11 protein-coding genes are annotated in these 23,670 nt (G+C 66.6%); all 11 read right to left on the reverse strand.

What is annotated here, in order from left to right:
• Window positions 1-99 precede the first annotated feature (99 nt).
• Complete coding sequence (locus HRU76_12020; protein QOJ18266.1) at window positions 100-600, reverse strand: type VI secretion system tube protein Hcp; 501 nt, start codon at window positions 598-600, stop codon at window positions 100-102.
• A 105-nt stretch (window positions 601-705) separates the two neighbouring features.
• Window positions 706-2,208, reverse strand: a complete 1,503-nt coding sequence (tssC, locus tag HRU76_12025) for a type VI secretion system contractile sheath large subunit (GenBank protein ID QOJ18267.1) — start codon at window positions 2,206-2,208, stop codon at window positions 706-708.
• Between the two features lie 25 nt (window positions 2,209-2,233).
• On the reverse strand, window positions 2,234-2,752 hold the full coding sequence (gene tssB / locus HRU76_12030) for a type VI secretion system contractile sheath small subunit (protein ID QOJ18268.1): 519 nt from the start codon (window positions 2,750-2,752) through the stop codon (window positions 2,234-2,236).
• Between the two features lie 63 nt (window positions 2,753-2,815).
• A complete protein-coding gene (tssA, locus tag HRU76_12035) occupies window positions 2,816-3,922 on the reverse strand; it encodes a type VI secretion system protein TssA (GenBank protein QOJ18269.1) in 1,107 nt (368 codons plus the stop codon).
• Window positions 3,923-3,973: 51 nt separating this feature from the next.
• Window positions 3,974-12,988 (reverse strand): filamentous hemagglutinin N-terminal domain-containing protein, encoded by a 9,015-nt coding sequence (locus HRU76_12040; protein QOJ18270.1) that lies wholly within the window; start codon window positions 12,986-12,988, stop codon window positions 3,974-3,976.
• 65 nt (window positions 12,989-13,053) lie between these two features.
• On the reverse strand, window positions 13,054-15,042 hold the full coding sequence (locus HRU76_12045; GenBank protein QOJ18271.1) for a ShlB/FhaC/HecB family hemolysin secretion/activation protein: 1,989 nt from the start codon (window positions 15,040-15,042) through the stop codon (window positions 13,054-13,056).
• A gap of 66 nt (window positions 15,043-15,108) precedes the next feature.
• Window positions 15,109-16,068 carry a hypothetical protein gene (locus HRU76_12050; GenBank protein QOJ18272.1) on the reverse strand — a complete coding sequence of 320 codons (960 nt, stop codon included), beginning with the start codon at window positions 16,066-16,068 and terminating at the stop codon, window positions 15,109-15,111.
• Window positions 16,069-16,102: 34 nt separating this feature from the next.
• The gene (locus HRU76_12055; protein ID QOJ18273.1) at window positions 16,103-20,572 is read right to left on the reverse strand and encodes a hypothetical protein; all 4,470 of its coding nucleotides are present in this window, start codon (window positions 20,570-20,572) and stop codon (window positions 16,103-16,105) included.
• Window positions 20,569-21,276, reverse strand: coding sequence for a DotU family type IV/VI secretion system protein (locus HRU76_12060; protein ID QOJ18274.1), 708 nt, complete (start codon window positions 21,274-21,276; stop codon window positions 20,569-20,571). The genes HRU76_12055 and HRU76_12060 overlap by 4 nt, the downstream gene beginning before the upstream one ends.
• Before the next feature lie 2 nt (window positions 21,277-21,278).
• On the reverse strand, window positions 21,279-22,652 hold the full coding sequence (tssK, locus tag HRU76_12065; protein ID QOJ18275.1) for a type VI secretion system baseplate subunit TssK: 1,374 nt from the start codon (window positions 22,650-22,652) through the stop codon (window positions 21,279-21,281).
• Window positions 22,653-22,668: 16 nt separating this feature from the next.
• Window positions 22,669-23,595 carry a hypothetical protein gene (locus HRU76_12070; protein QOJ18276.1) on the reverse strand — a complete coding sequence of 309 codons (927 nt, stop codon included), beginning with the start codon at window positions 23,593-23,595 and terminating at the stop codon, window positions 22,669-22,671.
• Between the last annotated feature and the right edge of the window lie 75 nt (window positions 23,596-23,670).

A 23,670-nucleotide genomic window follows, 5' to 3' on the forward strand; every position in this document is an offset into this window, starting at 1 on the left:
GATCCATCGGCGGGGCCGAGGGACGACGAATCGGCGAAACGGGACGGCGGGCGCCTGGTCCCGCCGTCCCGTGCCGGTGATCTCATGCGCGAAGCCGGATCAGGAGCCGCTGTTCCATTCCTGGTTCTTGACGCGGTCCCAGCCCTTGGCGCCGAAGGCGGTGTACGTTTCGCCGTCGGTGGTGGTGTAGTACTTCATCCAGATCTTGTGGTACCACAGGGTGACGGATTCATTGGGGCGGTCATCGTCGGAGGCGTCGATCGACCACGACGCAACGATGGCGTTGTCCAGCTTGAACTCGAGGTAGACCGCCACCTTGCCGCTCACGCCCGCGGTGGAGACGAACTTGAGCTCCGCGGTTCCCAGCGCGCCGCCGGCGATGGCGTTCTGCATCAGGTCCACGGACGCGGTGTCCATGGACTTGGCCAGACTGATCGGCGGCAGCGCCGCCACGCCGACGTTGATGTCCTTGGTTCCGACCTTGCCGCTTTCCGCCAGTTCGCGCTCGATGTTCCACGAGCAGCTGGAGCAGGTGATGTACTTCTCGTAGCCGGGCACGTTGCAGTCGCCGATGATCTTCGGCAGCTTCAGCAGAATCATGCGTTGATCCTTTCCCTTCTTGTTTTCAGCGAGTCATGCGATCCCACGCCTGTTGTTCAGCCGACGGTCGCGGGCGTGCGCCGCGGCCGCCGGAGTTGCTCACGATCATCCGCCGCCCTTGGCCGACGGCAGCTTCGACACCAGCCGGAGGGAGACAGTCAGGCCTTCGAGCTGGTAGTGCGGCCTGAGGAAGAACTTGGAGGTGTAGTAGCCGGGGTTGCCCTCGACCTCCTCGACCACCACCTCGGCCCCGGCCAGCGGCTTGCGGGCCTTGTCGCCCTCGTTGGCCATGGCCGGGTTGTGCTCCACGTAGTTGTTGATCCACGTGTTGAGCCACTTCTCCATGTCCTCGCGCTCGGCGAACGAGCCGATCTTGTCGCGGACGATGCACTTGAGGTAATGCGCGAAGCGGCAGGTGGCGAAGAGGTACGGCAGACGGGCCGCCAGGTTGGCGTTGGCGGTGGCGTCCGGGTCGTCGTATTCCGCCGGCTTCTGAAGCGACTGGGCGCCGATGAACGCCGCCACATCCGAGTTCTTGCGGTGCAGCAGCGGCATCAGCCCGTTCTTGGCGAGTTCCGCCTCGCGTCGATCGCTGATGGCGATTTCAGTGGGACACTTCATGTCCACGCCGCCGTCGTCCGTGGGGAAGGTGTGGCAGGGGAGCCCTTCCACCGCGCCGCCCGATTCCACGCCGCGGATGCGCGAGCACCAGCCGTAGAGCTTGAACGACCGGGTGATGTTGGTGGCCATGGCGTAGGCGCTGTTGGCCCAGGTGTACTTGCTGTGATCGGCGCCTTCCACGTCCTCCTCGAAGGCGAACTCCTCAACCGGGTTGGTCTTGGAGCCGTATGGGATGCGCGACAGGAACCGCGGCATGGCCAGTCCGATGTAGCGGCTGTCCTCGCTCTCGCGCAGCGACCGCCACGGGGCGTATTCCGGCGTCTGGAAGATCTTGGTCAGGTCGCGCGGGTTGGCGAGCTCCTGCCACGAGTCCATGTTCAGCAGCGACGGGCTGGCGCCGGCGATGAACGGGGCGTGGCATGCCGCCGCCACCTTGGCCATCTCTCCAAGCAGTTCGACATCCGGGGGCGTGTGATCGAAGTGATAGTCGCCCACGAGGCACCCGTACGGCTCGCCGCCGAACTGTCCGTACTCCTCCTCATAGAACTTCTTGAAGAGGGGGCTCTGATCCCACGCGGTGCCCTTGAATTTCTTGAGGGTCTTGCCCAGCTCCTTCTTGGAGATGTTGAGCACGCGGATCTTGAGCATCTCGTCGGTTTCAGTGTTGTTGACGAGATAATGCAGCCCGCGCCACGCGCCTTCCAGCTGCTGGAAGTCCGGGTGGTGCAGGATCTGGTTGATCTGCTGCGTGAGTTTGCGGTCGATCTCGGCGATGATCGCCTCGATCGTCTTGACGGCGTCCTCGGACACCAGGTTGGTGCCGGCGAGCGCCTGCTCCGCCAGGGTCTGCACGGCGGACTGGACCGCCTCCTTGGCGCGATCGGACTTGGGCTTGAATTCTTTCTGCAGCAGGGCTGCGAACTCGCTGGGTTCCAGCGTCGTGGTGGCGCCTGCCTGGGCCTGTGTCGCCTGATTCGCTTCAGCCATGGTGGTTCATCTCCTCTGCCGGGCGTCAGCCCTGGGCGTTTCCATCACCCTCGGGCTTCGGCGCCGAGGCGAGCGACTGCAGCAGGGCGGGATCTTTCAGCACGCGGGACAGCAGCTCCTCCGCGCCGGCCTTGCCGTCCATGAACGTGAGCAGGTTGGCGAGCTGGGACCGGGCTTCCAGCAGCTTGCGGAGCGGCTCGATCTTGCGCGCCACCGCCGCCGGAGAGAAGTCGTCCATGCTTTCGAAGGTGATGTCCACGCTCATCTCGCCCTCGCCCGTGAGCGTGTTGGGCACGCGGAACGCGGCGCGGGGCTTCATCGACTTCAGCCGCTCGTCGAAGTTGTCCACGTCGATGGTGAGCACCTTGCGGTCCTCGACCGGGGCAAGCGGATCCGCCGGCTTGCCCGACAGATCCGCCATGACGCCCATGACGAAGGGCAACTGGACCTTCTTCTCGGCGCCGTACAGCTCCACGTCGTATTCGATCTGGACGCGCGGGGCGCGGTTGCGCGCAATGAATTTCTGCGAGCTTTGCTTGGCCATGCCGACGTACTCCTTCTGCGCCGTCCGACTCCCGTCGCGGCGCACGGTTGTTCAGAATCCCGATCAGCCGCCGCTCAGCGTGGAGCGAACGCGTTTGACAGACTCCAGAGTGTCCGGTGGAATCGCTTCGCAGATCTCCAGGTAGGACTTCTGGACGAGCGCCAGCGCCACCTCAACAAAGAGAGGAACCGGGCTCGATGGTTCGTTCGCCTCATAGTAACGACTGATCTTTCCCAACGCCAGACGTACGTCCTGGGGAGAACCGATCTCGCCGGACAATCGGGCGGCTGGTGACCGACCGTCGCCACCATCTCCGGCGGGGGCGTCGCCCTCGGCGCTTCCGGCTGCTTCAGCACCGTGGCCCCGAAGCGCCAACCGCTGCTGAAGCTCCTTCCGGGCCAGGCGGAGATCTCCTTTCAGACCGTCCAGATCGGGCAGGGAGCTCCCCCCGATCCGGTCAATCAGGTCGGCGATCATCCCATCCAGGGCTTCGGCCGCCGCGTTCACCGCCTCGAATGTGGCCACCAGCTCGTCCAGATCGGCATCCTGGAAGGCAGCCGCAATCGTCGTGCCGGACATCCCGGCGGCCTCGGCAGAACCGGAGGAATCCCCTTCCGAGGCCCCCGAATCGGCCATGGCGGCCTTCTGAATGTCCCGGAGCGTCACGACCCCGAACTGCCGTGACCGGCACAATGGGGCGGCAGCCACACGCATGCGCAGCCGAACTGGGTCTCCAAACCCACCCGGAGGGCTGGAGATGCCGCCCAGGATGTTCATCCGCATCAGCGGGTCGTTGTTGTCTTCGGGATCCAACTGGGGGTGGAGATGGTCCCAATGGTCGGCCATCATGCGGCGGAGCAGCGTCAGCCCGTCAGCCAGACCCCGGTAGCCGTTCGTCTGAAGCCACGCCACGGTGAGCATGACGCCGATTCGCAGGTCGTGGCTGCGACCCAGGGCTTCCTGCCCCATGCGGCTGACTTCCCGCCAGTCCGGCTCCTCGCCTTCGACGACGGCGTCCCCCATCTGCTGCGCTGGTTTGCCCTGAAACGACCGCTCCAGATCGAGAAACGCCGGGTCATAGGAGAGATCCTCTCCACAGGGATGGTCCGGCGAGATCACCTGAAGCAGCGAGTCGATGTCGATGGCCATGCACACACCCACAAGGTTCATGGTTCCGTCGAGCCGCCTCGGCGTGCGGGCAGAACGGGATTGTGCGGCATTCTACTCGGGCTGCTCGGGTTGTGTGGCCTGCCAGCCCAGAAGTTCCGACATCTCCGCGACCGTGATGTTCTCCGGCTGAAACTCGTTGACCAGTTTCTCCTGCGTGCGCTGGATCTCGTAGTTGGTCAGACCAAGGGTCCGGATTCCGTTGATGATCCCGCGGAACCCCTGGATGAACCGATGGGCGTCGGCGAACTGCTCCTGGCTGAGGAATGTCAGGAAGCCGTCCGGCGAGAACTCCTCGTGCTGCTCGAGGAACAGCATCTTGGCCTCGCGCAGCTGCTCACGCACCGACTCCTTGAACGACGCGGCGGCAACCTGGGCCGAGCCGCCGGCTTCAAGCGACCGGTACTGGTCCAGCAGCCCTCGCGCGGCCTGCGTCTGGAGCCGGTTGGCGGTGACGCTGGGCAGCTCCGGCAGACGCGCCCGACGATCGTTGAAGCGGCCGACGCCTTCCTCGGCGTTCTGACGAGCGTCGGGAACAGGCAGGAAGCGGGCCGTGACGCCCAGCTGGTTCAGGAGTTCGATCTCGGTGGCGTCCAGAGCGCTCTCGGGATCGACCGCCTCGGCCTTTTCATCGCGGGGGATGACCGACGCCAGGGCCTGGGCGTAGTTGGTGATGGTCGGCCCGTCAGTGCGAAGGTCCACCAGCGCCACGTCGCCGTTGGCCAGCCGCAGCAGCATGGCGTCCACCACGTTCTGATTGATGCCGAAGGCCTGGATGATGAAGCCGGACAGGTTGCCGGTGACGTCGCCCTGCCCGTCGGGATTGGCGAACAGGCCGCCTCGTCCGGCGCCGAACACGACCGGGTTGGATGAGAACCGGAAGACGCCGCCGGTGACGAAGTCCGTGCCGAAGTCGAGTTCGAGCGTCAGATCGTCAATCGTCGGTCCGGCGATGAGGAACCCGGGGTCGCGCAGGCGAATCCGGATGGTCTGGGCGGTGACGTTCATATCGCCCAGCGAACTGATGTCGCCCAGCGTCGCCGTGCCGGTTCCGTCCAGTTGAACGCGCAGCACGCTCTGCGTCGCGGTGTCGATGATCGCGCCGATGCCCAGGGTGGGGTCAGCCACGACGAGCTTGGCGTTCTGACCCATGATGAAGTCGCCGTTGCCCACGACATGGAACAGGATGCCATCGGGGTGGTGAGCGATGATGGTCGGACCGGACGGGACCGAGGCGTGGCCGTCGGGCTGAAGCGCCAGATCGCCCGTGGTTCGCACCAGGTTCGTATTGAAGATGATGGCGCGGAACGGCGGGCCGCCCGTGGTCTGCGCGGCGAAGGAGCCGAGCGGATTGATGCCGCCGATGGCCTGCTGGAAGATGATGTCCGAACTGCTGTTGATGCGGAGCGAATGGCCGGCCGGCGCCGGGTCGTCGTCGATCGTCGTGCCGAAGATGAGCGGACTCGCGCCGGTGTAGTTGATGGTTGAGGCGCCGACGAGCAGAATCGCATCGCCAATGCCCATGAGCGTGTTGATGTTCAGCACGCCGCCAAGATTGGTCGTGCCGGCGGCGTCCGTCACCAGGGTGCCGATGGTGGCGACCCCGCCGAACGTGGTGGCGCCGGCGCTGGCCACGTTCACGGTGTTGAGACCGTCGGACGCGCCGAGGAAGGTGACGTCCCCCAGTCCTGTGCTGATGGCGAGCGAGTTGCCGCCGCCTGTCACGCCGTCGTTGAACAGCATGGCGGCGTTGTTGGTGGTCAGCGACGTGTTGGCGCCAAGAATGACCTGGTCGCCGTAGGTTTGCCCGCCCGTTGTGGCGACGGCGCCGCCGTTGAGCCGAGTGACGCCGCCCGCGTTGGTAGTCAGCGACCCCATGCTGGCCGCGGCGGCGAAGGTGGTTGTGCCGGTGCTGTTGACTGTCACGTCATCCAGGCCGTTGATGACGCCCTGGAAGGTGACGTGGCCCGCACCGGCGTTCACCGCCAGGTCGAACGCACCGCCGAGCGTGGAGCCGAAGAGGACCGCGCTGTCCGTCGTGCCCAGGATGGTGTTGGCTCCGAGCGCGACCGCGTCGTTGTAGACCTGAGCGCCGGTAGTGATGATGGACCCGCCGTTGATCTGGGTGACGCCGCCGGCGTTGGTACGGAGCGAGTTGAGCGCCGCGGCGCCGCCGAAGGTCGTCGTCCCGGTGCTGTTCACCACGAGGTCGTTGAGCCCGTTGATGGCCAGGAAGGCCACGTTGCCGGCGCCGGCGTTGACGGTCAGGTCAAAGCCGCCCGTCAGCAGGTCGCCGAACGTCAGATTGCCGCCGCCCGTGCTGAGCGTGGTGTTCGCGCCCAACGTGACCTGATCGCCGTAACTCTGGGCGCCGGTGGTGGTGACCGAACCACCGTTGATCTGGGTGGCGCCGCCGGCGTTGGTGGTCAGCGAGTTCATGCTGGCCGCGGCGGCGAAGGTGGTTACCCCGGTGTTGTTGATGACGACATCATCCAGCCCGTTGACCTGACCTTGGAAAGTGACGTTTCCGCTGCCGGTGCTGGTTGTCAGGTCGAACGCCCCGCCCAGGGTGTTGGAGAAGAGGATGTTGCTGTTGGTGGTGGTCAGCGTGGTGTTGGCGCCGAGCAGCACGGCGTCACCGTAAGTCTGAGCGCCGATGGTGGTGATGGAGCCGCCGTTGATCTGCGTGGAGCCGCCCGCGTCGGTGGTCAGGAAGCCGACGTTGTCGACGGTTGAGCCGAACGTGGTGACGCCGCTGGTGTTGGCGGTGATGCCGGTGGCGCCGTTGATGGTTCCGAGGAATCCGATGGCGCCGCCGGCGGCGTCCACCTGGACCAGGGCCAGTCCGGAGAGATTCTGGAAGGTGGCGTTGCCACCGCCGGTGTTGGCGGTGACGTTGAATCCGCCCAGGAGCGTGTTGGCGAACGTCAGGTTTCCACCGCCGGTGGTGAGGGTGGTGTTGGCGCCGATTGTGACCGCGTCGTTATAGGTCTGGTTGCCGGTGGTGGTGACGGAGCCGCCGTTGATCTGCGTGGCGCCGCCGGCGTTGGTGGTCAGCGTGTTCATGCTGGCCGCCGCAGCGAACGTGGTCACGCCGGTGTTGTTGATGACCACGTCACCCAGCCCGGTCACGACGCCCTGGAAGACCACGTTGCCGGCGCCCGTGTTGGTGGTCAGGTTGAAGGGGCCGCCGAGCGTGCTGCCGAACAGGATGGCGCTGTTGTTGGTGGTCAGAACCGTGTTGGCGCCGAGCACGACGGCGTCGCCGTAGGTCTGGGTTCCCACGGTGGTGATCGCGCCACCGTTGATGCGGGTGGAGCCGCCGACGTTGGTGGTCAGCGTGTTCATGCTGGCGGCGGACTGGAACCGCGTGATGCCTGAACTGTTGACGACGAGATCGCCCAGCCCGCTGACGAGGCCCTGGAAGGTGGTGCTGCCCGCGCCGTTGGCGATGGTCAGATTGAAGCCGCCGCTCAGGGCGTCGGCAAACAGGATGTTGCTGTTGGTGGTGGTCAGCGTGGTGTTGGCGCCGAGCGTGACGGCGTCTCCGAAGGATTGAGCTCCCGTCGTGGTGATCGTGCCGCCGCTCAGCAGGGTGGAACCGGCGGCATCGGTGGTGAGGGAGCCGGTGTTGGTAATGGGGGCGCCGATGGTGGTGACGCCGGCGCTGTTGATGACGATGCTGTTGAGGCCGTTGACGGCGCCAGCCAGGTTGACGTTGCCGGCGCCCGCATTGACGAGCAGATCGATCAGGCCGGCGATCCCCTGGAAGGAGGCGTTGCCGCCCGACGTGTTGGCCGTGAGGTTGAACGCGCCGCCCAGGGAGTCGTTGAACGCCAGGTTGCCGCCGCCGGTGGCGAGCGTGGTGTTGGCCCCGAGCGTGACGGCGTCGTTGTAGGTCTGGTCGCCGGTGGTGGTGATCGAGCCGCCGTTCAGCAGAGTTGTGCCGCCGGCGTCGGTGGTCAGGGAATTCATGGTGGCCGCCGCGGCGAAGGTGGTGGCGCCGCTGCTGTTGACGACCATGTCGCCCGCGCCGGTGATGACGCCCTGGAAGGCGACGTTGCCAGCCCCGGCGTTCACGGTCAGGTTGCCAATGCCGTTGATGGCCTGGAACGAGGCCGCGCCGCCGGTGGTGGTGGCGATGAGATTGAACGCGCCGCCGAGCGAGTCGGCGAACGTCAGGTCGCCGCCGCCGGTGTCGAGGGTGGTGTTGGCCCCCAGCGTGACGGCGTCGTTGTAGGTCTGATTGCCCGAGGTGGTGATGGCGCCGCGAAGTTCAGTCGTGCCCCCGGCGTCGGTGGTAATCGCGGCGACGTTGATCGGCCCTCGCAGTTCCGTCGACCCGGCCGTGTTGAGGTTGAGCGCGAAGGCGCCGGTGGCCCCGCCGCGCAGCAACACGCCGCCAGCGCCGGTGCTGGCCAGCGTGGTGGCGGCGCCGAGGACGATCTGATCGTTGTAGGTCTGCGAGCCGGTGGTAGCTACCGAGCCGCCGTTGATGCGGGTGGTTCCCGCAGCGTCGGTGGCGAGAGACTGGAGCGTCACCGCACCGTCGAACCGGGTTTCACCCGCGGCGTTGATGATGAGGTCGATCGTGGCGTTGGTGAGCGCCTGGTCGAAGCGCACGTCCGTCCCGGCGGTGAGCGTCGTGGCGCCGCCGAAGGTCACGTCATCCTGGTACCGCTGGAAGGTTGTGGTGGTGATCGATCCACCGTTGATCTGGGTGGCGCCGCCGGCGTTGGTGGTCAGCGAGTTCATGCTGGCTGCGGCGGCGAAGGTGGTCACCCCGGTGTTGTTGATGACCACGTCATCCAGTCCGTTGACCTGACCTTGGAAGGTGACGTTTCCGCTGCCGGTGCTGGTCGTGAGATCGAAGCCGCCGCTCAGCGTGGATCCGAACAGGATGGCGCTGTTGGTGGTGTCGAGGGTGGTATTGGCCGTCAGCGTGACGGCGTCGTTGAAGGTCATGCCGTTGGAGGCGGTGATGCCGCCGCGCAGCTGGGTCGTGCCAGCGGCGTCGGTGGTGATGGAGCCGACCGAGGTTGCGCCGCGGATCTCGCTGATGCCGCCCGTGTTGATCGTCAGGTCGAACGCCCCGTTGGCGCCGCCAATCAACCGGATGGCGCCATTGCCGCTGCTGGCGAGAACGGTGTTCTGGCCCAGCACGACCGCATCGTTGTAGGTCTGATTGCCTGTGGTGGAGACTCCGCCGTTGTTGAGTTCGGTGGTTCCCGCGGCGTCGGTCGTGAGGGCCGCGATGGAGACCAGATCCTCGAACCGGGTGACGCCGGCGGTGTTGACGGCCAGGTTGAACGCCCCAGTCACGCTGTCTGCGAACCGGATGAGCGAAGCGCCGTTGTCCGTCAGCGTGACGTTGGCGCCGAGCACCACGTCGTCGCCGTACGACTGGCCGGCGTTGGTGGTGATGGAGGTGTTGAGTTCGGTGGTTCCACCGGCGTCGGTGACGAGGCGACCGATGGTGACGGTTCCCGCCAGCCGCGTGACGCCGCCGGTCCTGGCGTCGAGCACGAACAGACCGCTGGCGCCGTTGGAGAAGAGGATGTTGGCGGAGCCGGTGTCCTGGAAGATGGTGTCGCCGAAGAGCACGACGGCGTCGCTGAACGACTGCCCGGCCGAGGTCAGGACGGTCAATGGTCCGCTGAAGCGGGTGTTGCCGCCGCCGATGGTGCTGATCGACCGCACGGTGACGTTGTTGTCGAATCGGGTCAGGCCGCCCGTGTCAACGACCAGGTCAAACGCCCCGCCGGTGACGGTGTTGAAGAAGGTGATGTTGCCGGCCACGGAGGCGAAGGTCGCGTTGGTCAGCAGGGTCAGCGGGTCATTCCAGCGCTGGAACCCGGTGGTGGTGATGGTGGCGACGTTGACTTCCGTCGTGCCGGGGGCATCGACTTCGAGCGTTCCCACCGTCACCAGCCCATTGAAGCGGGTCACGCCCGAGGTGTTGATGAGGAGGTTCTGCAGACCCGACAGAGCGCCGTTGAAGGTGACGTTGCCGCTGGACGTGGCGGCGGGATTGATGGTGAGATCAAACGCGCCGCTGATGGCCTGCTGGAAAGTCAGGTTGGCGGCGGCGACGCCCGTGATCTGGGCGTTGCCAAGCAGCACGATGGGCTTGCCGTACACCTGGGCGCCGATGGTCCGCAGGTGTGCCCCGGCGGCGAGTTCAATGGCGCCGCCGGCGCCGGCGAAGGTGAGCAGGTTGACGTCGGTCAGCGCGCTGAACCGGGTGGTGCCGGTGGTGTTGAGCGTCAGGTCGAAGAGCGTGCCCGTGACGGTGCTGTCGAAGATCAGGTCACCGCCTCCTGTGCTCTGCAGGGGCAGCGTGAGACTGAGCACGACGGGCGATCGGTATCGCTGGCTGCCGCTGGTGGTCAGAAACGCGCCGTTGAGGTTGATGGCGTTGCCTGCGGTGGCGTCCAGCGAGGCGAGGTTGAGCGCGACGTTGATGTTCACGTCGGTGGCGGCGCTCAGCACCAGGTCGGTGCCGGCCACGCGCAGCAGACTGTCGATGGTGACGCCGCCGTCATCGGAGATGATGATGTAGTCCAGCCCCGCCAGGCCGTCGGTGAACTGACCGGGGTTGGGGCCGGTCGAGTTGAGGATGGCGGCGTCCTGCTGCCACAGGAACGAATCGAGCGAACCGGGGGTGGGCCCCTGGAAGACGGCGGCGGCGTTGAACGAGACCGTTGATGCCGCGCCGCCTCCAGCGCCGTTGCCGGCCTGGAAGAGCATGTCAATGGCCTCGAGCGTCACCGCGCCGACGGTGAGGTTGCCCGTGCCGTCGTTGCCGGCGCGGACGCGCAGGGTGTCGTCGGCGAGCAGATCGGCGGCGACGTTCACGTCGCCTGTATGGTCAATGTCGATGTTGACGGCCTCGATGGGAGCGCCAGTGTTGGTGAACGTGCCGCCGGTGCTGGAGAAGTCGCCGCTGGCGATGGTGACGGCGTCGCCCAGCGACACGCCGGTAGTGCCCGTCACGACCAGGTCGCCGGCGGCCTTGTCGATGGTGGCGCCGGCGTTGGTGGTCAGCGTGGTTCCCGCGGAGAGGGTCTGCGTGCCGGCTCCCGTGAGGGTGACGGGATCGTTGAACGTGAGCGCGGCGGCGCTGGCGATGTCGCCCGCGGCGTTGACGGGATCGTTGAACGTGAGCGCGCCGCTGGTGCTGACGTTGCCGCCGAAGTTGAGCGCGGTTCCCGCCGCGCTGAGCACGCCGGATGAGACGTTCAGGTTGCCCGTCACGGTCAGATCGGCGGCGGCGGTGAAGCTGAGGTCGCCGGTCGCCTTGGCGACGGCCCCGTTGATCGTGATGAACGACCCGGCGGTCATCGCCTGGTTGCCTGCGTTGGTGAAGGAGACGGCGCCGTTGAGGGTGATCGAGGAGGTGGAGGTGAACGAGGTGGGGGCGATCTGGATGTTGACGCCGGTGATGTTGACCGGTCCGCTGACGGCGAACGCGCCGCCGCCGAGGATGATGACGTTGCCCACGCCATCTGACGGGAAGCCGGTGAAGGCCTGATCCGCGACGATGGTCATCTGCGTGGCGTTGTCGATGCGGACGTTGTTGTTGAAGGTGACGTTGTTGCCGGCTTCGAGAGTGATGGCGTTGTTGTTCAGATTGAGATTGACATCGTTTTCGACGGTGATGTCGTTGGTGGCCTGGAGGATGATGGCCCCGCCGAAGTTGCGCAGCGAGTTGGGCCGGATGCGCAGGGTGGCGTTGGCGGCGCCTTCGTTGAAGAGGATCTGGCCGTCGCCGAAGAAACCGGCCCCGTTCTCCGTGCCGGCGTTCGTGATGCGGATGTTCAGTGGGTCGATCAGCAGGGTGCCCGCTTCAAACCCTTCCCGGCTCTGCAGGCGGACGGAGCCCATGAAATCGAGCCCGAAGCCCGAGACCTCGGCGAATCCGCCGGCGCCGCCCAGCGCGCCGCCGGACACGTTGATCACCGCCCGCCGGGCGAACCCGGTGAAGCCGTCGAAGCTGTGGACGATGACGCGCCCGCCCTGGGCGAAGCCCGGACCGCCGGCGGCCGAGATGCGGCTGTGGGGCAGGAGATAGGTGTGGTTCTGCGACGTGAAACGGATGTCTCCCGCCGCGCCGCTCCAGGCGTCGGCGGTGATGCGACCCTCGTTGAGGATGCTCGGGCCGTTGACGTCGATAGCGCCGGCCTGTCCGTTCACGACCGACGTGGTCATGGTTCCGGTGTTGCGGACCAGGCCGTCCTTGGCGCTGACGTCGATGCGTCCGCCGGGCGCGCGCAGCTTGCCCGCGTTGTGGATGCCCAGCGCGTACAGGTCGCCCGCACCAAGCGCGATGCGACCGCCGCCGGCGCTCACGCTGCCTTCGTTGCGGACGCCCGGCGTGGCGGACAGACTGGGAGCTGTGCCGCCGTGGGAGGGTGCGGCGTTCTCGGCCAGCGTCCGTCCATCGACCTGTACGAGCACGCGGCCGCCGACTTCGCCGATGAGCATGTTGTCGCCGGCGAGCATCGTCACGATGCCGCCGTCGGTGCGGATGTGTCCGTAGTTCTCGACGTGGCGTCCGAGCAGGTGAACGGCGTCGCCGCGCAGCGTTCCCTGGTTGATGACCGAGCCGCTGGCGTCGGTGAACTGATTGAGCCCGGCGAGGAAGTTGGTGTTGGAGATCTGGGCGGCGGCGGCGTAGAGCCCGCCCACGTTGACGACGGAGTTGGCGCCGAAGATCACGCCAGCGGGATTGACCAGATAGACCTGTCCGTTGGCCAGAAGACGCCCCTCGATGCGGGAGGGGGCCGCGCCGTCGATTCGGTTGAGAACCCGCGACAGTTCACCCGGCTGAATGAACCGGACGACCTGGTTGCGGCCGATGTCGAACCGGGCGTATTCGATGATGCTGCCGTCGCCGGCTCGGATCAGCAGTCGGTTGCCCTGACGATGGAACGTCACGTCGCCCCGGATGACCCGTTCACCCTGCACGTCGGCGGAAGCGGTCGGTGCGGGCATGGCGGCCAAGAGCACCGACGCCGCCAGCACGCTCTTGGCGAACTCAAGCCGACACGATGATCGTCGAGACATGGCCTCTCCTCCCGATCCCATCTCCGAATGCGCACCTGCACACAGGATAACTCGGGTTTGGGGCTTCAAAAGACAAAAGTGATGAGGAAGTGAACCTGGCTGGACCCGGCGGTCACATCCCCGTCAAGGATGTCCCGGAGTGCGAATCCCCAGTCCACGCGAGCGCTGAAGTTCCGACGAAAGGAAAACTCCATCCCGATTCCAGCGCCGATCAGGGTTTCGTCGGTTTCGAAGATGAGGGGGTCGCTGTTCTCGGTCCTTCCCACGTCAAGGAAGGTTCTGAAGATCAGATCCCAGTCGGCGCTGCCGTAGGGCTCCTGCGGCTTCCAGCGGAACGGTTCGCCGAAGAGTTGCCCGGTCTGCCGTTCGTGGGGGAATGACTTGGGCAGGTGGAAGCGGTACTCCACCGTGGCGACATAGGCGTTATCGCCGGCCACCACGGATTCCGGGTATCCGCGGACGCTCAAGGCGCCGCCCGCCACTTCCTCGGCCTGCGGGATCAGGCGGTTCCCCAAGGCGTGCTGGCCTCGGAAGGACAGGAAGATCTCGTGAGCCAGCGTGGTGGCGGCAGGATTCGAGATGTCGCGCCATTCCCTGGCGTTGAAGATCGGCTCCAGGTAGAAACTGTGGCTGAACTCCCACAGCACCACCAGCCAGTCCTTGTCAGGAAAGAGCCGTCCGAGCCGGTCCAATCCATCCTCATCCGTGCCGGCGACGCCGGCCCAGTTGCCCTCCAGCGCGATGGAGCCGCGGGTGGAGGCGATGTCGGTGCGTCGTTCGAGCCGCAGTCCGATGGTGGGGATGAAGAAATCGTCCTGACCCTCGATGTCAACGATGTCGTTGCGCACCTTGATATGCTGGAATCGGGCGCCCAGGAAGGCGTCGAGGAACAGTTCGCGATGCTGGAGAATGGTCGCGGAGACTTCCGCGCCGATGGTCCACGAATCGCCCGAGAACTCCTCGTCCGCGAACCCGACGTCCGACGCGGTGAAGGTCTGGAACGACCCGAAGACCCGCCATCGCATGTCGCGGCGGTCGCCCAGCGGCGCGTCGTAGGAGCCGATCACGGCATGCGACTCGCTGAACCCGGCGGTGACATACTCCAGCGAAAACTCGTCGTCGTTGTTGGTCACCTGGCTCCAGATCAGCCCGAAACGCTCTCGGATCTCGTTGGTCTGCTTGGTGCCGGTGTTGGACACTTGGGCGTAGAGGGTGAGGGGGCGGTTCTCCGACACCAGGTAGTCGAGCACCACGCCGTTCTCGTCGGCCTCGGAAATCGCCACGTCCACCCGGCGGCCCGGGCGACGGTTCAACTGGAACAGGTAGTCGTCGAGCATCCGTTTCCGCAGCAGGTCACCGACGGCGGCTTCCTCGCCCTCGGCGGGCGGATCGGCGGGGTGGAACGGCGACCGGGCGCGGATGCGCTCGTGAAGCGGATGATTGATCCGGTTGTCCTTGGGAAGCCGGTCGCCGAACCCGACCGTTCGCACGTCTCGCACGATGGCGGTGTAGATCAGCACCCGAAGCGCCGTTTCCCCGTCCCGACCGTCCACGTAGGTGAAGTTGCCCTGATCGGCGATGTCGTCCGGGTGCGGGGTCACGAACACACCCAGCAGGCCCGCCTCGGTGACCAGGTAATCGCGGACGGCTTCCAGCACGGTCTGGATGGCGGTGACGTGGTAGTTCTGCGAGGCGAGCGAAGGGGCGTCGGCCAGCCGCAACCGGATGGACTCCACACCCAATCGGGGGCTGACGTAGCCGGTGGGGAGGACGCCGAGCGTCACTTCCAGGTTGCCGAGGAGTTCCGCCGACGGATGATCCGGATGGTCGATGTTGTAGAGGAAGTCGAATCGGCTTACTGGGAAGGATTCGCCATCTCCGGAGTGCGGCGCCGGCGTCGCCTCGCCGGGGGGTTCCGGGGGCGGCTCGTCCGAGGCGGGCGGTGGATCCTGCTGCCGCGCGGCAGCCGCGACGCCGAGCCAGAGGCACGCGCACGAAGCCGCAAGCCCTGACAGCCAGCGCGCCCATCGACGATCCCATCCGTTCCCACACATGTCCGATGCACTCCTCTTCACGGCGCGCCCGAGCACGCATCAGGAGATCAGGTCACGACATGACTTTCACGCACCCGTCCCAACTCGAGAGTGCCCCCGGATCGAACGCGCCACCAGGTCGGCGGCTCGGGCGGTGAACGCCTCGTCGAGACTATACGGGATTTGCGAGACAAGTGGGATGCGTTCCTGGCTGGCGCGCATCACAAACATCTGCGATGCCCCGATCGGACCGACCAGCAGGTCCACCCAGGCCAGCTCGGGCGCCACCAGAACCATGCAGGGGGTGGAAGGTCCGATATAACCAGCCAGAAAGCCCAGCCAGGATGCGGCCGCATCCGATGCGGTGTGCTCACAGGCGGGAACTCGCATGGTCTGGGGGCGTGTTTCAGCACCCGTGCGGAACGGCGCGAGATCGCGCTCCGCCTGGTACATGATGCGGTCGAATCCCGTTCGATCGGTGGCGAAGGACGGACTGGCGGCCAGTCGAGCCACGGCGCGCTCGAACAGGTCGGCCGGCTCCCACTGGGCTGGCGCACGAGCCCCCAGATCGAGCAGGCGCGAACGAAGACCGTCGAAGCCGCGTCGCACGTCGTCCGCTGATCGGGTGGCGGTGAAGAGCGTCTTGGCCTCGTCCACCACCGGAGTAACGGCGTGCAGGCACCATTCGAGGGTCAGCCCATGGCAGTGAGCCGCGACGATCATCGGGTAGAGGTGACGGCCGCGTCCATCGCTCGATGACCACAGCCGCCCGATGATGATCTCGCCGGAGACACGCCAGACGAAGAAATGGTCGAAGTACTCGAGTCGGTGCCTGGGGTCGAGGTTGGCCCATGCGCCGGAGTCAACGTTCGGGTTCACGCCCTCGGTGTAGAGCACGCGCCGCAGTTGAACGAGGCCCTCGGTGTCGAGCCCCAGTTCGTCCATGTGATCGTCCCATCCCGGGTGCTTGCCGAACGTGGCAAGATGAATCCCCGGCTTGGGGGCCTCCTCCTGAGCGCCGAGCATCTTGAAGATCTTCTTGAACACCGCAACGCTCCCAGGAACATGAACTGCCTCGGAATCAGCGCGGCCAGCGGTCCAGCGACGGCAGCTCGACGCCGTCAAAGGTGAGGCGCAGCCACAGCGCGTGGGGTTGCCCGTCCGCCGTGAAGAGGTACTCGACCTCCCACACGTTTCGCGGTCCCGCCGCGGGTTGGCGGCCCCCGAAGCGATGCACGATCGCCAGGGCGGCCCACGGACCGGGAATGGTCAGCGTCGCGTCCGGCGCGCCGCGCTCCAGGTTGCCGCTGTTGCGCCCGAAGAGCAGGGTGAGATCCCGGCCCGGAACGGCTGCACCCTGGGCGACGACGACCTCGGGCGCCCGGATGCGCTGCACGTCTTCGGCGGTTCCGTCGGCGCCGCCCGTTCGCACGCGCATGTACTCAAACGTCTCCCATCCCGGCTTGTGGCCGGCGTCGGTGGGTCTTCGCGTGCCCAGCACGGTGATGGTGCAGCGCATCGGCTCGGACGGCATGGCGCGCAGCAGCGTCACCAGTTGATCCAGCTGTTCGGAAGAGGGGGTCACTGGCGCTCGACCGCGCAGCAGGTCCAACTGGGTGTCGATGCGTGCGATCTCGGTGCGGGACAGCGGGTGCCCCAGTCTGCCGACCGGGTAGGTGGACGGCCCGCCTGCGGTTCGTGCGGCGTCGGGTCGCAGGTGCGAGACGGCCTCGCGGGCCTTGGCCAGCTCCTCCGGCGTCAGCACCCGGTGCTGATCGGTGGCCGTGGGGCTCAGCCGGTCCAACTGGGCCTCGGTGCTCAGGCGCGTCAGGGGAAACGCCCACAGCGACTTGAGCACCGTTTCGGCATCGAGAATCTGGCGGTTGGTGGCGTCCGCGAGGGTCTTGAGCGCGGCGACGGCGAGCAGATCCCAGTATTCAACCGGCCCCCGGCCGTCCGCGCCTTCGACCGGACGCACGTACGTGCGACGGAACTCCGGCAGGTCCACGTCCAGCAGCAGCCGCCGCGCCGCCGGCGCATCGCCGCGCAGGTTGGTCCAGGATCGGACGAACTCGACGCATTCCCGTTCGAAGTCCAGCGTGCGCCGCAACTGCGTCAGTTCGTCCGACACGCGGCGCAGCGCGGCCTGACGGGCGTTGCGAACCGATTCGGCCCAGTCGCCGGCGCCGGTATCCAGCCCCGCGATGGCCCGCTCACGGAGCGCCGCAAGCGACTCCAGTTCGGCGTTCACGGTCTTGACGTTGAGATTGGTCAGGGACGCCAGGAAGCTCGCCCAGTTTTCGCCGGCGACGACGCCGCCATGCGAGCCGATGACGCCTGACCAGTAACGCAGGTAGTTCTCCGCGTAGGCCTCACGGGCGATTCGGATCGTTGAGGCCGTCGATGGATCGGGCTGCCCGCCGCGCAGATGCGCCTCCACCAGTTGCATGGCTCGCACCACGCGCGGGCCCGCCTGCTCGTGATACTCGGTCCGGTACGACTCGCCCCGCGTCAACGCCGTGAGGGGCAGGGTGTGCTGGGGGGTCTGAAGGTTCCGCCGCAGGGCGAAACTCTCCACCTGCCTCGCCACGTCGGCGGCGTTGGTGAGTCGTCTGGCGTCCTCCACCGACGAGGCGACGAGGGATCGAGTCTTGTCCTCTCGCACGAGTGAGAGCACGGCCAGACAGGCGTCCTTGGCGCGGCGCATCGTGTCGTCGCCGGCCCCGCCCGCCGCACTCTGCACCGCGCCGCGCGCCGACTCCAGGTCGGCATCGAGCGTATCAAGCTGGTCGAGCAGGTCGATGAAAGACGAGGCGACCCGCGCCGTAGAGTTCAACTGATCCGTGCGGGCGTAGAGCGCGAAGCGCTGCTGGTAGGGCCTGTCGGTCCCGCCGGATGTCGCCAGCAGCGCCCGATGCAGACGGTCGATCTCCACCTGGCGGGCCCGCAGTTTCTGCGTCTCCTGATCGAGCGAAGAACGAGCGGCCTCGATCCGCGACCGGTAGGACAGCAGGGCCTCGGTGATCCGATCATCGGCGGCGGGAGTCGTGGACGCCGGGGGAAGGGCCGCCAGCACCCGCTCCAGGTCGGCATCCACCCGGCTGCGGGCGGCGTCGATCCGCTCCTGGTACCACGACCACAGCGTCTTCGACCCCAGCTGGGCGGCCAACGCCTCGACCAGGGTGAACGCCTCGCGCATGGCGGGGAATGTCTCGCGCCATGGCTGGAGCGACGGTGGAGCGGCAGGAGCCGTCCCGCCCGGCGCCGGAGCGTACGCCGCGTGAAGACGTTGCTCATACTGGTCCAGCAGCGCCAGGGCGTCGAGCAGGTCGTTGGCGGCCTTCAGGTCGCCTCCCGCGCCGCTCAGCGAGCCCTTGCACCACGCGGTGAACCGCTCCGTGGCCGCTTCCAGGTCGGCCAGCGTTCGGCCCTGCCGGGCGCGATCGAGCGCCGCGCGGGGCCAGTCCGGCCACCCCGGAACGCTCCGCAGCGTGCGGAACGTGTTCTCCAGCGACACCATGCTCTCCGCGGCGGTGTCCCCCTCATCACTGCCCACGCTCCACCGATCCGGCGGCAGCACATAAGCCGTCAGAGGGTAAAGGAGGTCGCCGGCTGAAGATGCCCGGGCGCCGCCTTCCGACGCGCCGCTGGTGGGCGTCATCGAGTTCAGCCGGTACAGCGCCGCCAGCGCCCCGGTGGAGGCCGGCGTCCACTCGCCCTGATCGCCTGTTCCGGTGGCGAGGAACCGCGCGGCGCGTTGCGCCACGGGACGGAGGGTGGAGAGCTCAAAGAGGGCCTGGGCCGCCTTGGCGCGCTCCGTCGGGTACAGGTTCGCGCTCTCGCCCGGGGAGAACCAGAGCAGGGGCCTGAACAGCAGGGGCACGTCGATGCGCCGCTCCACCTGCGCGACGGCCTCGGCGTGAACCTCGGCCACGGTCAGATCCCGTCCGCGCAGGCGCAGCCCGTGCTTGCGGTCGGGCGTGTCCGCCCGTCGGTCGCCCCGGAACTGCAGGTTGGCGTCGGAGCGAGGGTCGGGCTCGCCCCGGACCAGGTAGGGGTAGTCCGGACTGTCGGTGGGCGAAGCGAGCAGCGACCGGATCGAGTACCAGAACCGGGCCGGTTCGCCCACGCTGGTCGTCAACTGGCGGTACTGCAGCCAGGAGACGCCGATGAGCGCCGCCACGCCGACGCATGCCGCCAGCATGAGTGTTCGCAGACGGCGTTTCTTGAGCTGTCGCGTGTTGGAGAAGTTGGTGACCAGCCCGCGCTCGCGGAACATCTTTTCGAGAAACAGGTCGCGCAGGAAGTAGCTGCGGTCGCGCTCCCAGATCCGCCCCTCCGGCAGCTGCTCGACCGGCAGGCCCAGCGCCTGGGCCAGGTCGGCGTCCAGCGCCGAACCCTCGCGCATCGACGACACGAAATACAGCCCGCGCATGAACAGCGGCTTCGACGACCACTCGCCCGCGACGAAGATGTTCTCCAGGTACAGCCGCAGGCGCGGCGCGATCTGCATGAGCGAATCAGGGAAGGCGAACAGCGCGTCCACCTCGTCCGTGCGCCGCGCCATCGGCCCTTCCCGGCTGACCGGGTCGAGCAGCAGCGCCGCGCGCTTGCGCACCAGCCGGGTGCGCACCATGGCCAGGTGATCCTCGATGTCCTCGGGAAAGAACGGCTCGTCCAGTGCGTACGGGTTCGACCAGCCCAGCATCTGGTGCTGCAGTTGAGGATCGTTGAGCTGGTCGAAGAACTCGCGGAAGCCGTTGATCAGGTCGGCCTTGGTGATGAGCACGAACACCGGGAAGCGAACGCCCAGCGTGCGCTGAATCAGGTCGAGCTGGCGAGCGATCCGTCCCGCCTTCTGCGTGACCTGGTCGGCGGAATCGCGGATCAGACTGTCGGCGGGAATGACCAGCATCAGCCCGTTGATCGGGCAGTTGGGCCGGAACTTCGCCAGCAGCTTGAGGAACTCCTTCCACTCGTTGGTGGCCCCGCCCGAGGCCTCCTCGAACAGCAGCCGTCCGGCGGTGTCCAGGATGACCGCGCTGTTGGTGAACCACCAGTCCATGTTGATGGTGCCGCCCGAGCCCTGCAGTTCGTCCTGCAACCCCGGCGGAAAGCCCACGTTGGAATGGCGCAGTGCTTCCGTCTTGCCCGAGCCGGGCTCGCCGACGATGGCGTACCACGGCAGCGAGTAGATGTCCTTGCCGTGCTGCTTGAACGTATTGATGCCCTGCTCGAACTTGCGCCGCAGGTCATCCAGTCTGGCGCGACTGGCGGCGTCGCTGACCGAACCCGGCACGGCGCCGGTGTTGCCGGCGATGGCGCTCTCGAACGGCTTGGCCTTCCGCTTCTTGAGAACCTTGAGGATCAGTCCGTACAGGATCATCAGCCCGCCGACCGCGACCAGGCCGACGAGGAACACGATGAGCGCCGTCTTGCCGGCGCTCCCGATGAGGATCGATCCGCCGCCTACCCCGCCCACGCCCACGGCCACCGTACCGGCCTTGGCCGGGCCGGGCAGCGCCTGAAACTTGGAGAGAATCCCGCTCACGATCCGCCTCCGGTGCCCGTTCTGGGGCTCTCGACGTGTCCGATGATCTCCTGCAGTGATTCACCGATCTCCGCGCGGCTTTTCATGAACAGCGTGATGCTGGTCGCCATCAGCACCAGGATCAGCCCGAACAGCGCGATGGCGATGCCCAGCACCTTGGCGCCGGGCGGCTGGACCAGGTTGCTCGTATCCACGTTCTCGTACGCCTCGGGCGTGATCCGCGCCCGGTCATCCAGGTCCATCTGGTCGCGGATGCGCCCTGAAATCTCCGTCATGGTCTTGCGCAGGTACTCGGGCTGCCCCTGGTAGAAACCCTGGAATCCCAGCCCGATGCACGTGTAGAACACCGCCAGCCGCTCGTTGGCGGCCGCGGAGCGATCCTTCAGCGTTTCATCGAGCAGGTCGAAGAACTTCTCGTCGCCGGCGTGCTCGTTGTAGTCACGCTGAATCTCGTGCCAGTCGCGCGCGAAGGGAAGGTTGCTTTCCTTGATCATGTAGTCCGCGAAGAAGATGAGCGGCATCTTCACCTTCTCGAACTGCGTCGTCAGTTCGGGGCGCGAGGAGGCCGACTTCTCGAGCTTGTCCAGCAGGGCGAGAATCTCGCTCCGGACCGAGGTCATGTCGATCGACGCGCCCTTGCGGGCCGACCGGTTCAGACGACAGATGTACTGAAAGAATGGTTCGCAGTGTTCAGACAGCGACATGGTCACCCGCCTCCGCCCGGAAGGGTCATGTAGAGGGCGATCGAATAATCAGAGGCGTCCAATCCGGGCCACCACGCGGCGATGGCGCTTTCCGACGACACCCGATCCCACATGCGCTGGCTCTCGGCCCGGTTGATGCGGAAGTAGTGCAGCCCCGTCTCGGCGGGGAACTGCACCGGCGGATGGCGCTCCTCCTGCACCTTCACGCCGCGGATGCGGCTCTGCCACATCGACGGCGCCGTGAGCTTGAACTTGTCCTCGTCCTCCACCAGCATGGCGACGGCCCGGGGATCCTCCCGCGTCTTGATGCCGATGTAGTACTCGTTGGGCTCGGTGAGGTCCGCCGCGGAGAGCGGCGCCTTGAGAAACGGTCCTTCCCGCACGAACGGCACCTTGCGGAACACGTCGCCCTTGAGGGGGCGAAGGTACTCGCGGATGCGGTCGGACAGCTCGTGAAACGGCACCGCCGGAGCGTCGTGGTCGTAGGGCGGCGCGTCGAAGGGATCTCGGTCCGGGTGCAGGGCGGCCAGTTCCGCCAGCAGGTCGCGGAACTCCAGGTACATCTCCGACGGAGAAACCGCCGGTGACGCCAGCAGGTGCGGCAGACGCGCGCTGAAGCGATTGATGGTCTTCAGCCGCAGCATCTGCTGAAAGTCCGACCCGCGCATGGTCTCCACGCTGAAGCCGCCGCGGGTCATCTGCACCACCATCTCGCGCCGGCTGGCCTCAACCGCGTTCGTCAGATCGCGCACCAGCTCGCGCAGGATGACGCTGCCGCTGATGGCGAAGCAGGGCGGGATGAAGTTCGGGTCGATGCGCGGCATCCCGATGCCTTCGCCCGTGCCGTGAACGACGCGCAGCACCGGCATCACTTCCATGTCGGTCTGGTCGTCGTCCTGGTACATGAGCCGGGCGTTGATGAGCCGGTGCATCATCGGCTGACGGTTCTCGCCGGTGTTCTCGTCCGGGCGCTCCTGCTCCCTGATCCGGTAGAGCCGCTTGGCCCGCCAGTCATCGCCGCCGGGATCGATGGTGTTGGCCCGCGCCTCGTACCACAGCGGCACGCCCAGCAGGATGGTGAATCCTTCGCTGCTGGCCTCGAAGCGCTTCTTGATGTCCATCGGCGGCAGTTCCGCCAGGCCGGGAAACGTCACGCGCGTCCCGCTGGGCATGATCGCATCCAGGCGGTCGAACCGCACCAGCATGTTCTCCAGCGCGTCGGTCGAAAGCCGTGACTCGACCAGTCCGTACGGATACGCACAGACGGCTCGACGGTCATCCGCCCTGGTTTCAGCGAGATGACGCTGCATCGCCTGAAGGTGATGCGGCTGGAGGAAGAGGCCTTCGTGCCAGTGGACGGGGGGAATGGTGGCCATGTCGCGCAAGCCGCACTCAGCGGCTCAGTCCTTTCATGAGCCGTTCAGCGTACTCGGCGATGAGTTGCATGATGTCCCGCTCGATGGTCGCCTGATCCGATGTGCCCCACAGTTCACGGTATTTTCGCCAACTGGCGACCGGAACGGACTCCAGCGTCTTCTTCTCGCGGCGGGCGGTGTCCTCGATGCTGTCGGGCGCGAAGCGAGCGTACTGCTGCTGGGCGTACTGCCGACCGGTCTGGCTGATCGCGGACACCAGGGCGGCGGTGAGCTGCCGGAGACGCTCGAGCTGCTGCGTCACTTCCCCGCGCGGAACGTCCGGGTCGCCGGACAGGTAGGCGGGAAGGGTCTTGCGCCACTCGCCCCCGCCGCGGATCTCTGATCGCGGGTTGATGGCCTTCCATGTCGTCCACCCCACTTGGTCAAGCGAACCGAGCAGGTCGACGAGCATCTGCATCACTTCCAGCGTCCGGGCGGGGTCGAGCGACTGGCTCTCCGGCATCTTCAGGTGCGCCCGGAGCTTGTCGGCGGCCTGCTCCGGCCAGACCTGCTTGCCTTCGGTGGAAAGTCCCGCCTCGCGCAGTCGGATGGCGGCCTTGCGGCGGTCCTCCGCCGACAGGGTGGGCGCCAGTTCGATCAATCGCGTGAGCAGAAAGCTCACGTCCTTCAGCTCCTTCACGTCGGTGGCGGAGAGGTCCATGGCGTCGGCCGCTCCTTTGGCGGTGAGCCCGCCGCTGTCCCAGGATGGGAAAATCTCCATCAATTCCTTCAGCACCGCGGCCCGCTCCGACGGCACCACCTTGTTCAGGGCGCGCTCGACCTCGTCGGCGAGATACTGCTGACGCACCTCCGGCGTCTCATCGGCCAGATCGGCCTGCACCAGGCGCAGTCGATTGGCGGTGGAAAGAACCAGTCGGGATCGTTCGCCGCCTGCGGTGGACATCGTGGGGTTCCGTGGGCCAATGATCCGGGAGCGATCGTGGCCCAGCCAGTATAGTGACAGCCGATCGAGTCCGAA

This window comes from Phycisphaeraceae bacterium, from assembly GCA_015709595.1.
GTDB lineage: Bacteria > Planctomycetota > Phycisphaerae > Phycisphaerales > SM1A02 > CAADGA01.